The following is a 15,775-nucleotide window of genomic DNA, read 5'->3' as shown; positions in this document are numbered from 1 at the left end:
ACTCAGACGAGTTTCGCTCTTTTTCTATTTCAATAGTAGATTTCACCGTACCATGAACAATGATATTCTTTCGTGATGTGATGTCTTGTTAAGATGCCTTGCTTCGCGTATGTACCGCTGACCGTTACGACCATCGTTTGCAAAGCATCGATTGGAGTACCAGAGAATCCGGTTTGCGTCCACTTTCCATCATCGACGGCAAGAGATGTCATCGAAAAGACATCGGATAATCGTTGTCGTTTACTCTGTTCCAAGAGTTCTGTCTCGAAATTTCCGATGATCCGGACTTCGTTTCCACGTTCTGTACGTTCAAGCGTTCGTTCACTATCCCACTCTAGACTCGTTTGAACACGTAACGGCTTTAACCGTTTGACTACCCGTTCCTGAAAACGTTTCGGTGAAACCCAGTCCTCGTCTGCGAATTGATCTGCTGCAAGCAACGTAATGTCCGCATTTTCATTCGTCCGATTTATTTTCTGTACGATTTTCTCGTATGCTACGTAATAACGCTGATGTTGTGTCGTCTGATCCTTTGCCTCCGTTTTGACTGGTAACAATGAAGCAAGTATGACAATGGCTGTTGCGATCTGATATTTCATTGACTTCCCCTTCCCTTCTCTATTCATTGTATGAAAAAAATGACGAATAGATTCGAAAAGAGCGACTGTTTTATAGATTTTTTCATTCTGAACTGTATCAATAGATCGTATTCTTCTGGAATTAAAAACAGATGAGGATTTGTATTCAAATCTGACCCCTATAAATAATTCAAAGTTGACACTTTTGACTAGTCCAGTCATCTGATAGATTGAAGATATCTTAAAATCTATCATAAAGAAGGTTAGCCACATGCAAAAAGCAGCACCGTATTCTAGCACTCGTACCCGTCAACTCGTCATCACTGCGATGTCGATCGCACTTGTCCTTGTTGCGACGATGTTGATCAAGATTCAATTACCAATCGCACTAAACGGTGGTCTCATTCACATGGGAACAGCGATGCTCTTTCTCATCGCGATTTTATTCGGTCCACGGACAGCATTGATTGCCGGTGCTGTTGGAATGGGGTTATTCGATCTTCTAACGGGCTATGCGATTTGGGCACCTGGTACGATCATCGCACGTGGACTTCAAGGATTGATCGTCGGTTACATCGCGTGGTCAGGTGGTCGTAACGGAACGAATGTCACGTTCAACTTGATCGGGATGATCGCTTCCATTCCTGTCATGCTACTCGTTTACTTCGTGCACGAAGGAATTGCATTCAGCAACTGGGTCGCACCAGTCGCTTCAATTCCAGGAAACATCACACAAAACGTCATCGGAATCCTCGTTGCGATTCCAGTCGGGATTGCTCTAAAGAAAACACGTTTCTTCCGTAGCTTCCGCTAAACGAAAAACCGTCCGGCTCTCGTAGAGTCGGACGGTTTTTCGTTTAGCGAATCGGTTGACCTTGTTCGAGTTCAAGCGTTTTTGCTGTTTCAGCATGAATCTGTTCGAACAGTTCTGGATGTTCAACGAGTGAGATCCCGTATGACGGAATCATCTCCTTGATTTTTGCTTCCCACGCCGGTAACTCGGACGGGAAACATTTGCCGAGTACTTCTAGCATGACCGGAACCGCTGTTGAGGCACCTGGAGACGCCCCGAGTAAAGCAGCAACAGATCCGTCGGCTGCGCTGACAACCTCTGTTCCGAACTGGAGTGTCCCTTTTCCTTGCGGTGTATCCTTGATGACTTGGACACGTTGACCAGCGACGACGACATCCCAGTCTTCCGTCTTCGCATTCGGGATGAACTCCCGTAATTCGTTCATCCGTTGCTCCGTCGACAAGAGGACTTGTTCGATCAGATACTTCGTCAATCCCATCTCTTTCGCTCCCGCAGCAAGCATCGTCAAGACGTTGTTCGGTTTAACGGACGCGATCAAATCAAGATTTGATCCTGTCTTAAGGAACTTCGGTGAGAAGCCAGCAAACGGCCCGAAGAGGAGTGATTTCTTCCCATCGATGTATCGTGTATCCAAGTGCGGTACTGACATCGGCGGTGCTCCGACTTTCGCTTTTCCGTAGACTTTCGCATGATGCTGTTCGATGATCTCAGGATTTTTACAAACTAGGAATAAACCACTGACCGGGAAACCACCGATTTGCTTCGATTCCTCGATGCCTGTTTTTTGGAGCAACGGTAGACTACCGCCGCCACCTCCGATGAAGACGAACTGCGCCGTATGATGCTCGATCCGGTGATCGCGCTCATTCTTCACTTTGACTTCCCAACCCCCGTCAACACGCTTCAAATCCTCGACGCCGTGCTGATAGTTGATCTCTACATCGTGCTGTGCGAGATATTCAAACAGGATTCGTGTCAACGCACCGAAGTTGACGTCCGTTCCTGAATCGATTTTTGTCGCGGCGATCGGCTCTGGTGACGTCCGACCGTTCATGATGAGTGGAATCCACTCGGCTAATTTCGCTGGATCCTCTGAATATTCCATCCCTGCGAACAACGGATTCGCTGATAGCGCTTCCAATCGTTTTTTCAGGAATTCGACGTTTTCCGTTCCTTCGACCATGCTCATATGTGGAATCGGCATGATGAATTCTTTTGGATTCGGCAAGACACCTTCCTTGACGAGATGCGACCAGAATTGACGTGACAGTTGGAACTGTTCGTTTACTTTGACTGCTTTACTGATATCGATCGAACCATCGGCGTTTTCTGTCGTATAGTTCAGTTCACATAATGCGGCGTGACCTGTTCCAGCATTGTTCCACTCATTCGAGCTTTCTTCCCCGGCACTCGCGAGTTTCTCGAATACCTTGATGTTCATCTCAGGCGCGAGTTCTTTTAACAAGACCCCTAACGTCGCGCTCATGACTCCGGCACCAATTAAAATAACGTCTGTTTTTTTAGGCATACTGCTCATGATATCCTTCCTATCCCCGTTGATATTATGGACTACCTGTCATGAAAAACTTCCCCCTCATGACGACAACTTACCTTTCCATTATAACCCTATCATAGCTTGCACAGAAAGGAACTTCTTTTACATTCAGAAATGTGTAAAAGCGATGATTCAAAATAAGAAGATGTTCGTCAGCCGGCACACAATCAGGCATGACTTTGACGAAAAACGGTAATCATATAACGAAAGTAAAAGGAGGAACACTCATGGCGACACGCTGGATATTCGGCAATCAATTGAATCACGATCTCCCTTTATTGAAGGAAGCAAACAAACAAGACGACGTCATCCTGATGGTCGAAGCGACCTCGCGCTCCAAGTGGAAGACGTACCATAAACAAAAACTTGTCCTCGTCTTCTCAGCGATGCGACATTTTGCGGAAGAACTGCGCGAAAAAGGCTTCACCGTCGATTACCGGGAAGCGGATTCGTTTGATCAGGCATTTAAGGCGCACCGGAAAGATCATGATCCGGATCATGTATTTTATACGGCGATCACGGACGAACCGATGCGCAAGGCGATGCACAAGTGGCAAGACGCTTTACCGAAGAAGATCAAGGTCGAGGTCTGTTCCGACGTGCCGTTGTTTTTACTGACACAGGAAGAAGCGGTCGAAGCAATTGGCGACAAGCCATACAAGATGGATCGGTTTTATCGCAAACTGCGCAAGGAACGAAACGTTCTCATGAACGGCTCTAAACCGATCGGTGGAAAGTGGTCGTTTGACGTCGATAACCGGAAACCGGCGAAGTCCGGGACGACGTTTCCGGATCCCGTTCAGTTTCGTCCCGACCACATCACAAGGGATGTCATCGATAAGGTCGAGCGTGATTTTTCCGATCATCCAGGAGCACTTGATTCCTTTCATTGGCCGGTTACGCGAAAGGAAGCGATGCAGGCTCTCCATCGTTTCATCGAAGAGCGTCTTGAAACGTTCGGGACGTATCAAGACGCCATGCTGACCGGGGAAGATACGTTATCGCATTCGCTCTTATCAGCAGTAATCAATCTCGGCTTACTGACACCGGAAGAGGTCATTCGTCAAGTCGAGGCAGCACTTGAAGAACAGGATGCTCCGCTCAATGCGGTCGAAGGTTTCATACGCCAAATCCTCGGCTGGCGCGAGTACATGCGTGCCGTCTATCTAGCCGAGATGCCAGACTACGCTTCCGTCAATACGCTGCGTCATGAAGCGGATCTACCGGACTTTTTCTGGACCGGGAAGACGAACATGAACTGTGTCGCTGAATCGTTACGTCCTGTCGTCGAGCATGCCCATAATCACCATATCCAGCGCTTGATGGTGCTCGGGAACTTCGCCAATCTGTTTGCGATCTCGCCGCAACAGACGGCAGATTGGTTCAATGAGATGTACATCGATGCCTATGACTGGGTCGTCTTACCGAACGTCCTCGGGATGGCGCTACATGCCGACGGGGGAACGTTATCGACTAAACCGTACATCGCTTCGGCAAATTACATCCATAAGATGAGTGATTATTGCAAGGGATGTCCGTTCCATCAAAAGGACATGCTTGGCGAAGATGCCTGTCCGTTCAACGCCTTGTACTGGGACTTCATCGACCGGCACGAAAAGCGCTTTGCTGACAATCCGCGGATGTCGATGATGTATCGGCAATGGGGAAAGCGCGATGCCGACAGCAAACGCGATATTCGAAAGAAAGCGAAAGCACTTCGGAAACAACTACAGGACGGTGCTTTCGATACACCATGAAACAAGCCGGTCGGATTAGATCCGACCGGCTTGTTTTGGCTTACGCACTTTTTTGTTCAGCTGCTTGTTGTTTCTTTTTCCGGAGATGATACAGTCCGAATAGTCCGAGGAACCAGACCGGTGTCAGCAACAAGGCTGGACGTGTATCGTCAGCAAACAGCATGACGACGAGAATGACGGCAAACAATCCGAGCACGAGGTAATTGACGAGTGGTGTCAATGGTGCTTTGAATGTCGACGCCGCATGTAATTCCGGATTTTGTTTCTTGTACCGGAGATGACAGACGAGGATGACACCCCAGACCCAGATGAAGCAGATCGCACTGATCGTCGTGACGATACTGAACGCTTGTCCTGGTAACAGTTTACTGAGCAAGGCACCGACCGAGACGACGATCGTCGAAACGAACAAGGCGTTTGCTGGGACATGGTTTTTATTCAACTTCGAGAACTTGTTCGATGCTTGCTGTTGATTTCCCAGGTTATACAGAATCCGACTCGTCGAGAACATCCCGCTGTTACACGCAGAAGCAGCTGATGTCAGTACGACGAAGTTGATGATTCCTGCTGCGAGCGGTATCCCGATCAGACTGAACGTCTTGACGAACGGACTTTCTGTCGCACTTAATCCTGTCCATGGGTTGATCATCAAGAGGACGAGTAAGGCACCGACATAGAAGAATAAGATCCGAAGCGGAATCTTATTGATCGCGGACGGGATGTTCTTCTTCGGATCCGCTGTCTCCGCTGCGGATACCCCAACGAGCTCGACGCCGACATAGGCAAAGACGACCATTTGGAACGAGAGCAGGAATCCAGAAATCCCGTTTGGCATCCATCCGTCATGTGACCAGAGGTTCGACACGGCTACGGGGCCGGCGTCTGTTTTAAAACCGATTGCGAGCAGGACGATTCCGACACCAATCAAGGCAAGGATCGTCACGACCTTGATCAAGGCGAACCAAAACTCGAGTTCACCGAACAATTTAACAGTCAATAAGTTAAAACCAAGTAAAATCAAGAGTGCAAGAACGGCTGGAATCCATTGCGGGATATCAAACCAATACTTGACGTACAGACCGACAGCGATAATGTCCGCCATCGCTGTCATGATCCAACAGAACCAGTACGTCCAACCGGTCACGAATGCGGCACGTGGTCCGAGATAAGCTTCTGCGATATCCGTGAGTGACTGATAACCTGCTTTTGACAATAACAATTCCCCAAGTGCGCGCATGACGAAGAAAATTGCGATCCCGACGAGTAAGTAGGCAAAAATGATCGATGGTCCGGCGAGTTGGATCGCTTTTCCTGATCCTAAAAACAACCCTGTTCCGATCGTTCCACCAATGGCAATCAACTGTACATGACGATTCGATAAATCCCGCTTTAATCCTTGCTGTTCCAAACCTGAACTCCTCCTTGTGATGGTTTCTCTACACTTCAGACCGTTCTGTCGGTCCTGAAAAAGAAAAAAAGAGACTGGACGAATGTCCAATCTCAACAAAATCAAAGGAATAACCCATACACGCCACTACGACATTCCATGAATGCCCGTCGCTGCATGTGATTACTCTTCTGTCCGTTTGCCTGAGATTGTGAACCCTTCGGCGCCGTGTCGACACGGTCTCTCCAGAAGCTGCTCCTGCCATAGTGTGACCCATGACAATCATAGCTTTCTCTTTATTTGATTATCCGATGCGTCGCTGCATCGATGAATTGTTTCTAATTCTAGTAATCTTAACAGCATTTGTCAACGCCTTTTTCAAAATCATTTTTCAATCTATGAAAAGGACTTTACCATATTTTCCAGAAATCATATAGCACCACTTGATCATGAAAGGATGAAACATTCATGTCGACGATTTACTTGATTCGCCACTGTGAAACGACTGGTCAAGCACCCGATGCCCCGTTAACACCTCGCGGAGAAGAACAGGCGCAACGACTGTGTACGCAGTTATTTGAGCTTCCGATCATACATCTTATTTCGAGTCCGTATCGCCGAGCGCTCGACTCGATTCAACCACTTGCGACTGCCCTGAAACTTCCCATTACACAGGAGGATGCTTTGAAAGAACGACAGTTAAGTGCTGTTCCACTTGACGATTGGCAGGATCACCTCCGACAAACGTTCATCGATCCAAACTATACGTGTCCTGGTGGTGAATCTAGCCGAATAGCAACTGAGCGCATCACGCGTGTCGTCGATGAAACGTTGCAACAGCATGATGGATCCATTCTCATGACACACGGGAATTTGTTGTCTTTATATTTGCATTCGATCGATCCAACATTTGGATTCGAAGAAAGCTTACAGCTCAAAAATCCGGATATTTTTAAGGTGACACGTATTCAAAAACAAACAATTATAGAACACTTAGTAGCCTTTTGAAATTCTATTTATCTTAGGCATATGAACCGATAGAATCTATTTTTTTATTTATAAAAAGCATAAGAACTACCTATTTTACTTCCCTTCGAAACGGCTTTATATTAAACGAATTGATAACAAAATTAAGTGGTTTTTGATTCATGTATGAAGCGGAACTTCGAAAATCTGCTTAATCAATCAACAAGCCCTTCCGGATCACCGGAAGGGCTGTCTTTATACTTCATTATGAGCACCATAGCTATGGCGAAGGACAAATAACAGTCGAATCAATGATTCATGATAACCGATGAACCATCCTTCTTCGATCCCGTTGACAATGGCTTCTTCTGTCATCCAAGCGACACGCTGAACTTCTTCTTCCTGTAACGTCAAAGTCGTCAGATCCACTTCCCGTTCGACGAGATAATAATCATCAAAACCGATTTCAAATGGAATCGTCAGATGGGGGCGGACACCCGTGAAATCAATATCAAGTCCAAGCTCTTCCGACAGTTCCCGTTGCGCTGCCATCTGACTCGTATCCCCACTGACGGCACTACCTCCGACCGTCACATCCCACATGTTCGGCCAACCAGATTTGAACGGTTGTCGTTGTTGGACGAGCATCTCTCCTTTGGCGTTAAAGACACAGACATGAATCGTCATGTGATAATCGCCGGCTGTATGTGGCGTTCCCCGTGTCCAGAGCCGTCCTGTTTTCTTACGATCTGCTGTGTATACATCCCACTGTTCCATCTTGCATCATTCCCCTTTTTAATTGATGAAAGACGAGTTATTCGAGCTTTCCTCCGCTTTGACGCAATCAATCGCGACGACGAGGGCGATCAACAATTCTTCCATCGCTTCATCTTCGACTTCGATCATGTACTGATCGGTCCAAGAAATCCACTTTTTCTGCACGCGACCAATCCGTTGTCCCTGTTGCAGGACTTCAAAATCGACATCCCACCAGTCGCCTGTGACTTCGAACTGATCCGAGTTGATTGTATAACGGTCCTTGAAGAACGTGAACTCTTTGATGATTTCAAACGATTGTCCCGCTGCTTCGACATAAAAGACCGGACGGAAACTGAACGTTTTTTTCTCGATTTCAGCGACGACTTCTCCGTTTTGATTCGTTACGGTGAAGGTCTTCGGTAATTTCATAAAACTACCCTCAATGTGATACGCATCGTGTCCTTCTTCGTCCTGAATCGCAAATCGTCCACGCAAACTGAAGGCTTTTTGTTTCATATAAAGTGTATGCATACCGGTCTCCTCCTTAAATGTATAGTCTTATTTACGACATTACTGACAGAAAAGATTCAAAATCTGGAAATAGCCAGTTGGTGCAGTTTGTAACAGAAGCTTCAGTGGTATCAACTTACATAACACGAATCTACGGGAAAGAAGGAATTTTGATGTCTATCGATACGATTGTGCTCTTCATTCTACTCGCCATCGCCCTGTTGATCATCCTTGTGCCGCCCCTCCTCTTTTGGCACGTCTGGCGCGCCGATCGTCGCCAGCAAGAACACGCGGTCCTGCGCAACTTCCCCGTCCTTGGAAAGATGCGTTACATCCTCGAAAACATGGGACCGGAACTCCGCCAATACTTATTTCTCAACAATAACGAAGGCAAACCCTTCTCCCGCAACGAATACAAGACAGCCGTCCTTTCTGGCAAATACCAAAGTCGGATTCTCGGTTTCGGATCGGAACGTGACTTTGAAGAAGCTGGTTTTTATGTACAAAATGCCCTCTTTCCAACGAATCGAAATGAACTACGCATCGATCAGACAGAACGTGTCGATACGCACATTTATCAAATCGACCGTGATGAACTATTTACACGTAAAGAACATCTCGTTGAAAAGCAAATCTCACCCTATCTCTTGAAAGTGGAGGATGCACCAGTGATCGGGGCGACGACGTGTCGGCATCCTTATCAAATCCAAGGACTGATCGGTCAATCGGCGATGAGCTTCGGAGCACTTGGTGACCGGGCCATCACCGCTCTATCGATCGGACTCGGTCGCGCTAAAGGAAGCTGGATGAATACCGGTGAAGGCGGGCTGTCCGACTTTCATCTCAAAGGTGATGTCGACATCATCTGTCAGATTGGTCCCGGTCTGTTCGGCGTCCGGACGGAAGACGGTGACTTTTCGTTCGACGAGTTTCAGAAAAAAAGTGAGTTACCGCAAGTCAAAGCCTTTGAACTCAAACTTGCCCAAGGAGCTAAGACACGCGGTGGTCACCTCGAAGGATCAAAGGTCACAGAAGAAATTGCTGCTGTCCGGAAGGTCAAAGTCGGTGTCGGCATCGATAGTCCGAACCGGTTTAACGAATTCACGACACCAGAGACGATGCTCGACTGGGTCGAACGTCTCCGTGAGATCGGCGGAAAACCGGTTGGGATTAAAGTTGTCGTCGGTAATCTTGAAGACATGTGTCAGTTGATTGCTTATATGAAAGAATCAGGTCGTCATCCGGACTTCATGACGGTCGACGGTGGCGAAGGAGGGACCGGCGCGACGTTCCAAGAACTTGCGGATGCTGCCGGCCTACCACTCTTTTCCGCTTTACCGTTCGTCCATCAACTTTTGACGGAAGCTGGTTTACGCGACAAGGTCAAAGTGTTCGCATCCGGTAAGCTGATCAGTGCTGATAAGATTGCGATCGCTCTCGCCCTCGGCACCGACTTCGTCAATATCGCGCGTGGTTTGATGTTTAACGTCGGCTGTATCCAAGCCCAAGTTTGTCATACGAATCACTGTCCGGTCGGCGTCGCGACGACTGATCCGAAACTGCAGAAGGCGCTGATCGTCGACGAAAAAAGCTTCCGCGTGACGAACTACATCATCTCGTTACGAGAAGGTCTCTACAATCTGACGGCAGCAGCAGGACTCGTCTCACCGACGGAACTTCGCCCAGAACACGTCACCTATAAGGACGAAGCCGGACACCTGATTCCGGGTCCAGACTGGATGAAGCAGCATATGGTACACCAATCTCTTTCTTCACGGTAACGAATAGCACTCACTTGCACTTTTTAACGAGAGCGCTTAAAGTGTATAGTTGATGAAATTCTTTAACCACACATGTGCATTACCTTAAGGAAAGGGTTTAATATACTATGAAAAAGAACTTTTGGCAGGACTTACCACGACCATTTTTCGTCTTAGCACCGATGGAAGACGTCACTGACGTCGTCTTCCGTCACGTCGTCGCAAAAGCGGCGCGTCCGGACGTCTTCTTCACGGAATTTACGAATACAGAAAGCTATTGTCATCCGAAAGGCAAACAGAGCGTCCGCGGACGTCTCGAGTTCACGGAGGATGAACAACCCATGGTCGCTCACATTTGGGGCGACAAACCGGAATATTTCCGCGAAATGAGCATCGGTATGGCAGAGATGGGCTTTAGCGGGATCGACATCAACATGGGCTGTCCCGTCCATAACGTTGCCGTTAACGGAAAAGGCTCCGGCTTGATCAATCGTCCGGAAGTGGCGGCTGAATTAATCCAAGCGGCAAAAGCAGGCGGTCTCCCAGTCAGCGTCAAAACGCGTCTAGGCTACACGAAGGTCGAAGAGTGGCACGATTGGTTGCGCCACATCCTCGAGCAAGATATCGCGAACCTCTCGATTCACCTCCGGACACGTAAAGAGATGAGCGCCGTTCCAGCGCACTTCGAATTGATTCCGGAAATCAAGAAGTTACGCGATGAGATCGCACCACAGACGTTACTGACGATCAATGGAGATATCAATGATCGCCAACACGGTCTTGAACTCGTCGAGAAATATGGTGTCGATGGCGTCATGATCGGTCGCGGGATCTTCCACAATCCGTTTGCGTTCGAAGTCGAGAAAAAAGAACATTCGAGCCAAGAATTACTCGATTTGTTACGTCTACAGCTCGATCTACACGATCACTACTCGGCTCAATTCGAGCCCCGTCTCTTCAAGCCATTACGTCGGTTCTTCAAGATTTACGTCCGCGGATTCCGCGGTGCGAGTGAACTGCGGGTCAAATTGATGGAGACGAACTCAACGGACGAAGTCCGTGCCTTACTCGACGCTTTCGTTGAAGAAGAAGGCATTCACGAGGTCAACTCGTTTTCAATCTAACAGCAAAGCACGCCTCCTCGTCTTGAGGAAGCGTGCTTTTTCGTGTCACCAGCGCTCAACTGTTTGGCGTGTACGTGCACACCATTGTTCAAAGTCTGAAGCATGTGTCAGTAACAAGAAACGTCGTTTCCCGAGTCGTCGGTCGAGCCGTGCGATACCACGGATGAAAGGATGTGGATGAACGAGCGCTTGTTCAAACGCAAGATTCGGGTACTGTAACAAATCTTGTTGCATCTCGTAGTTCGCTAGATATCCGTCTTGTTTGACCTGTCGTTCGATCTCAGCCGATAACGCATGCGACTGCTTCAACCAGTCGGACTGCCATAATTCTCGGAATGACACTTCTGGTTTATCCGGTAATTGTGCAGCTTGTAACGCGTAACGCCGATCGACTTCCCGTTCGAAGTGAAAGTCGTCTGCTCCGAGAATCTCTTCTCCGTCAAACGCCACCCAGACGCGACTAGGGTTATCTTGAATCCGGTAGACGGCGGCGTGAAAAGCGATTCGCCCTTGTAACGACGGGGCGAGCAGTTGCTCGACCCGTTTTTTGATGATGGAAAACTGCAAACGATCCGTCCTTTCCGTCCGGCTAATGTGATTAGCCGTTCTTCATATGAAACGATTCCGCAAGCGTAAACGTCAACTCTTTTAACTCAAGACCTCCGAGTGCAAAGTAGAGTTTTAAATAGTTGTGCGGGTTGAAGACGAAGACATCCTTCGTCTGACTGACCCACTCGCCGTTCGTCCCGTTGAAGGTGAAGGTCGCGACCGGCATGTTGTTCGCAAACAACGTCACCGGCATTTGCGCCAGTTCGCCGGCGTTCGAACGTGCCGTCAACGTGACCTGATACATCCCTGTCTCTTCTGCTGTGACAGCGAAGACATGACTGCTGCCCGTCGTCGTCACGACGTCCGTTAACGGGAACGCATCCCCACTGACGAGCCGTTGGTGCGAGACCGCTTGCTCTTCAAGTGTCTCTTCTTCGACCGGTGCCCCGAGGACCTCAATCGATGTCGCGGTTCCCATCACACGATCCATGACCGGTGACCGCAGTAGGAACTGACAGATGATCGCGGCACTGCGCAGTAACTCGGAACGTCGAAGTGTTCCGTCGGCTAAAGCCGTCAACGTATCATCCTCGAACGGGTTCGTTCCCGGTTCCCCGACGACCATGTAGAGATCGTTTTGTGAACGGACCATCGTCGCTGTTTGCTGACGGTTTGCTTCCGTTCCTTCGGCGTTGATTTTCGCCCACCAGTCGGTCATGACGATTCCGTCAAAGCCCCACTCATCACGTAGGATCCGCGTGTTCTGATCGTACAAGCCAGCAGTCCAGATGCCATTGACGGCACCATACGTCGTCATGATCGAGTAGGCTTTCCCGTCCTTGACGGCCATCTCGAACCCTTTCAGGTACAACTCACGCAACGCCCGTTCTGACACAATCGAATCCAGATCGTGTCGGTGGAATTCTTGGTTGTTGGCACTAAAGTGCTTCAACGTTCCCGTCACACCCACCCGGTGCATCCCGTCGAGCTGTGCCACTGCCATTTTTCTAGTCAGGTACGAATCTTCCGAGAAATACTCGAAGTTCCGTCCGTTGAGTGGATGACGATGGAGGTTCATCCCGGGTCCAAGCAACGTATCAATCTCATTCTTCCGCAACTCAAGACCTGTCATCTCAAATAGATCCGCAATCAACGTCGTGTTGAACGTCGAAGCCAGCAACGTTCCATTTGGTAACGAGAAGGCTTTCGTCCCGATGTCCATCCGGATTCCGGACGGACCATCCGCGCAGCAGCCTGCTGGAATGCCGAGTGCTTCGAGTTCTGTCGTCACGCCACCGAAGGCGCCCGCCGTTCCCGGTGTGACGCGCGGTGAGTTCATCCCTTCCCCTCGGACGATCGCTGCGAGATCCGCATCCGTCAATTGATCGAGGAACGTCTCGAGCGTGACCCGTCCTTCTTTAACGTCGCGTAACTTCCAACCGGCATCTTCCGTCTGCGTCCGTTCAACAGGACGATCCTGTTGACGACGTTGTTCCGGATTGATCGTCCGTAGTGGTGTCGCTTCATACGTCACCGTATATCCCGTTTCGGTCGCTTGTGGTTTGATGCGTTCAAACGCCGTCACCGGTGCCATGTTTTCCGTTAAGACGTCGGTGACGTCAAGCGTCTCGACGGAATGGTTTGCGACTAGAACCGCCGACCGGACGTCCGTCCCGAGATAGAGTTGATACGCGCCAGGTTCAATGACATAAGACGACTTATGCCCGGTAACGCCACTATCGTCATAACTCGCAAACGAGGCAAACGGTACGACGAGTGTGAGAGATTCTTGCTCGCCCGATGCGAGTTCTTTTGTCTTTCCGAACGTCACGAGTTGACGCGTTGGGTTACCGAGTTGTCCTTGTGGTTTCTCAAGGTATCCTTATATGACTTCCTTCCCGCTCGTCTGCCCAGTATTCGTCACTGTCGCCGTCACCGTCCAGGCGTCAGCTGACATCGTCACGTCTGTCGTGATGTTGAACGACGTATACGATAATCCATATCCGAACGGATACAAGACCGTTTCCGGTGCGAACGTCTCAAAATAACGGTACCCGACATAGAGGTCTTCCTGATACAGCGCGTGATCGGCGTGACCGAAATGGGGTGTCGACGGATAATCATCAAGTGAACGGACGATCGTATCCGGTAGTTTCCCGGACGGCGAGATGCGTCCAAGCAAGAGATCACTCAGCCCGGTTCCCCCTTCCATTCCTCCTTGCCAGGCGTAGAGGACAGCACTTGGCGCTGTCTCTTCGACCCAGCGCATATCGATGATGTTCCCGACGTTCAATACGACGACAGTCTGCTTGAAGTGTGTCGTCACGAGTCGGAGCATCTCCTGTTCCGTCTCCGTTAAAAAATAACTCCCTGGATCCGCCGTATTATCGCGGTCTTCCCCAGCCGTGCGACCGATCATGATCAAGGCAACATCGGAGTCAAGCGCTGCTTGCTGAACGAGTGTCGCGTCAAGCGGCATCTCTTCTTGCGACCACGGCTCGGCTGCCCAGCCTTCACCTTGGTCAAACGGATGGTCTTCAAGCCAGTTCTCGTACGCCTTGAGGACGTCCGTATTCAATGTCACGTCTTCGCGTAGCATGTCGAGCGGACTAACGACGTTCGTGACGTTGACCATCCCGCCTGATCCTGTGCCACTTTTATAGTAGTTGAACTGATTACGTCCGAAGACTGCGACCGTTGTTGCGGGTTGCAACGGGAGTACACCATCGTTTTGTAAGAGTACCGCTCCTTCCGCCACGGTTTGTCGTGCGAGCTTTGTGTAGGCTTGCCAATCGAGCGTGTATGTCATGCGTCATCCACCTTTTTAGTTAGTTTGAGAAAAGAGTCGTTTTAAATCTTTTGCGATTTCGTCCAGACTATCTTCGGCTTGCGGATAAAGACCGAGTTTATCGAGAAAGGCATGTTCCATCCCGCGATAATGGAGATAGCGGGTTTTGACACCGGCACGCGCGAGCTTTTTCGCATACGCCTCCCCTTCAAGACGTAAGTGATCAAACTCTCCCGTAATGACGAGTGCCTCTGGTAGATCGTCGAGCGTCGCGAACAATGGCGAGATTCGTGGATCCTTCGAATCGCTTTCTTGGACATACCATTGCTCGAGGATACCCTCTTCATCTTGCAGCGATAAAATGATCCGTTCGAGTAGCTCGGGTTCCGTTTGTCGGTCGTATACCTCAAGCGTCCAGTCATATTCAGGATTCGGATGTTCGCCGACATTAACGACTGGATAATACAAAACTTGATAGCGAATGTAGGGCGTCGGACGCTCACGGTCGAGCAGACAACAGACCGTCGCTAAGTTCCCACCGGCACTATCGCCAGCGACAGCAATCGCACTTGGATCGATTCCGAGTCGATCGGCGTATTCAACTGCCCAATCGATTGCTGCATGACAATCCTCGAGCCCTGTCGGAAACGGATATTCCGGCGCTAATCGATAGCCGACCGACAAGACAGCGACATTCCCCTTATCAGCTAATGCCTTACATGGGTTCTCGACTGTCTCGAGCGTTCCACCGAAAAAACCACCGCCGTGGAAGTAGACGACTAGCGGGAGCGGACGCGCTGCTTCTGGACGATACAGCCGTGCTTCGATCGTGGTGCCGGGTCTTGGAATCAAGAGGGCGTCCGTTGAAATCTGCCGTGTCGTCACGTCTGCGTTGTCCCAGCCCATTCCGGCACGCGCCAGTTCGACTGGCGACGTACCTTCTGGAATCGAGACCGATGGACACTGCATGAGGACGACCTCACGGACACGCGGATCGAGTGTGCCTGGAGTCGAGACGTCGGGAATCGGCTTATCGACGATTTCAAGACCGTCTTGATGGATCGATGAACGATTTCGTAACGTTCGCAGTAAATCTTGCATTGATGTGGTAGACAATTGAATTGCTCCTTTCCTAGTCAAACAATTATCGAAAGCGCTTTCGATAACGGTTAAAAAAAATTCGAATGTCTCTTTTCTAAAAAAGAGACCGCTTACATCACAATATACC

14 protein-coding genes, 1 pseudogene and 1 riboswitch are annotated in these 15,775 nt (G+C 49.4%); of the genes and pseudogenes, 5 read left to right on the top strand and 10 right to left on the bottom strand.

Annotated elements, in window-relative coordinates:
• Positions 1-29: 29 nt before the first annotated feature.
• Positions 30-599, bottom strand: coding sequence for a hypothetical protein (locus HZS85_RS13930; protein ID WP_214856561.1), 570 nt, complete (start codon positions 597-599; stop codon positions 30-32).
• 250 nt (positions 600-849) lie between these two features.
• Between HZS85_RS13930 and HZS85_RS13925 the strand changes: the two genes are divergently transcribed.
• Positions 850-1,392: an ECF transporter S component gene (locus tag HZS85_RS13925; RefSeq protein WP_214856560.1), complete on the top strand. Its 543-nt coding sequence runs from the start codon at positions 850-852 to the stop codon at positions 1,390-1,392.
• Between the two features lie 43 nt (positions 1,393-1,435).
• Here HZS85_RS13925 and HZS85_RS13920 read toward each other — a convergent pair whose 3' ends face one another.
• A complete protein-coding gene (locus HZS85_RS13920; RefSeq protein ID WP_035411778.1) occupies positions 1,436-2,929 on the bottom strand; it encodes a malate:quinone oxidoreductase in 1,494 nt (497 codons plus the stop codon).
• 245 nt (positions 2,930-3,174) lie between these two features.
• Here HZS85_RS13920 and HZS85_RS13915 point away from each other — a divergent pair, with 245 nt between their 5' ends.
• On the top strand, positions 3,175-4,704 hold the full coding sequence (locus HZS85_RS13915; RefSeq protein ID WP_214856559.1) for a cryptochrome/photolyase family protein: 1,530 nt from the start codon (positions 3,175-3,177) through the stop codon (positions 4,702-4,704).
• A 40-nt stretch (positions 4,705-4,744) separates the two neighbouring features.
• Here HZS85_RS13915 and HZS85_RS13910 read toward each other — a convergent pair whose 3' ends face one another.
• Complete coding sequence (locus HZS85_RS13910; RefSeq protein ID WP_214856558.1) at positions 4,745-6,112, bottom strand: amino acid permease; 1,368 nt, start codon at positions 6,110-6,112, stop codon at positions 4,745-4,747.
• 160 nt (positions 6,113-6,272) lie between these two features.
• Positions 6,273-6,350, bottom strand: a riboswitch (glycine riboswitch).
• 209 nt (positions 6,351-6,559) lie between these two features.
• Between HZS85_RS13910 and HZS85_RS13905 the strand changes: the two genes are divergently transcribed.
• Positions 6,560-7,099, top strand: a complete 540-nt coding sequence (locus tag HZS85_RS13905; protein WP_214856556.1) for a histidine phosphatase family protein — start codon at positions 6,560-6,562, stop codon at positions 7,097-7,099.
• Positions 7,100-7,312: 213 nt separating this feature from the next.
• On the opposite strand, the gene HZS85_RS13900 is transcribed toward HZS85_RS13905, so the two are convergent.
• On the bottom strand, positions 7,313-7,834 hold the full coding sequence (locus HZS85_RS13900) for an NUDIX hydrolase (RefSeq protein ID WP_214856555.1): 522 nt from the start codon (positions 7,832-7,834) through the stop codon (positions 7,313-7,315).
• Positions 7,835-7,852: 18 nt separating this feature from the next.
• Positions 7,853-8,347: an LURP-one-related/scramblase family protein gene (locus HZS85_RS13895; protein WP_214856554.1), complete on the bottom strand. Its 495-nt coding sequence runs from the start codon at positions 8,345-8,347 to the stop codon at positions 7,853-7,855.
• A 152-nt stretch (positions 8,348-8,499) separates the two neighbouring features.
• Here HZS85_RS13895 and HZS85_RS13890 point away from each other — a divergent pair, with 152 nt between their 5' ends.
• Positions 8,500-10,107: an FMN-binding glutamate synthase family protein gene (locus HZS85_RS13890; RefSeq protein WP_214856553.1), complete on the top strand. Its 1,608-nt coding sequence runs from the start codon at positions 8,500-8,502 to the stop codon at positions 10,105-10,107.
• 107 nt (positions 10,108-10,214) lie between these two features.
• The gene (locus HZS85_RS13885) at positions 10,215-11,210 is read left to right on the top strand and encodes a tRNA dihydrouridine synthase (RefSeq protein ID WP_029343007.1); all 996 of its coding nucleotides are present in this window, start codon (positions 10,215-10,217) and stop codon (positions 11,208-11,210) included.
• A 45-nt stretch (positions 11,211-11,255) separates the two neighbouring features.
• Here HZS85_RS13885 and HZS85_RS13880 read toward each other — a convergent pair whose 3' ends face one another.
• The 5 genes and pseudogenes from HZS85_RS13880 to HZS85_RS13870 all read right to left on the bottom strand — a co-directional run bounded on the left by HZS85_RS13880 (position 11,256) and on the right by HZS85_RS13870 (position 15,663).
• The gene (locus HZS85_RS13880) at positions 11,256-11,777 is read right to left on the bottom strand and encodes an SF0329 family protein (RefSeq protein WP_214856552.1); all 522 of its coding nucleotides are present in this window, start codon (positions 11,775-11,777) and stop codon (positions 11,256-11,258) included.
• A gap of 31 nt (positions 11,778-11,808) precedes the next feature.
• The gene (locus HZS85_RS16985; RefSeq protein WP_353048876.1) at positions 11,809-13,353 is read right to left on the bottom strand and encodes a glycoside hydrolase family 3 protein; all 1,545 of its coding nucleotides are present in this window, start codon (positions 13,351-13,353) and stop codon (positions 11,809-11,811) included.
• Between the two features lie 84 nt (positions 13,354-13,437).
• Positions 13,438-13,626: pseudogene (locus tag HZS85_RS16980) on the bottom strand (fibronectin type III-like domain-contianing protein); the annotation flags it as partial.
• Between the two features lie 15 nt (positions 13,627-13,641).
• The gene (locus tag HZS85_RS16975) at positions 13,642-14,568 is read right to left on the bottom strand and encodes a glycoside hydrolase family 3 protein (protein WP_353048874.1); all 927 of its coding nucleotides are present in this window, start codon (positions 14,566-14,568) and stop codon (positions 13,642-13,644) included.
• 15 nt (positions 14,569-14,583) lie between these two features.
• Positions 14,584-15,663 (bottom strand): alpha/beta hydrolase, encoded by a 1,080-nt coding sequence (locus HZS85_RS13870; RefSeq protein ID WP_251137998.1) that lies wholly within the window; start codon positions 15,661-15,663, stop codon positions 14,584-14,586.
• Positions 15,664-15,775: the final 112 nt, after the last annotated feature.

Source organism: Exiguobacterium sp. s130 (assembly GCF_018619055.1).
Classification (GTDB): domain Bacteria; phylum Bacillota; class Bacilli; order Exiguobacteriales; family Exiguobacteriaceae; genus Exiguobacterium_A.
The sequence above is the reverse complement of the archived record's forward strand: the minus strand, read 5'-3'. Positions and strand labels throughout refer to the sequence as shown.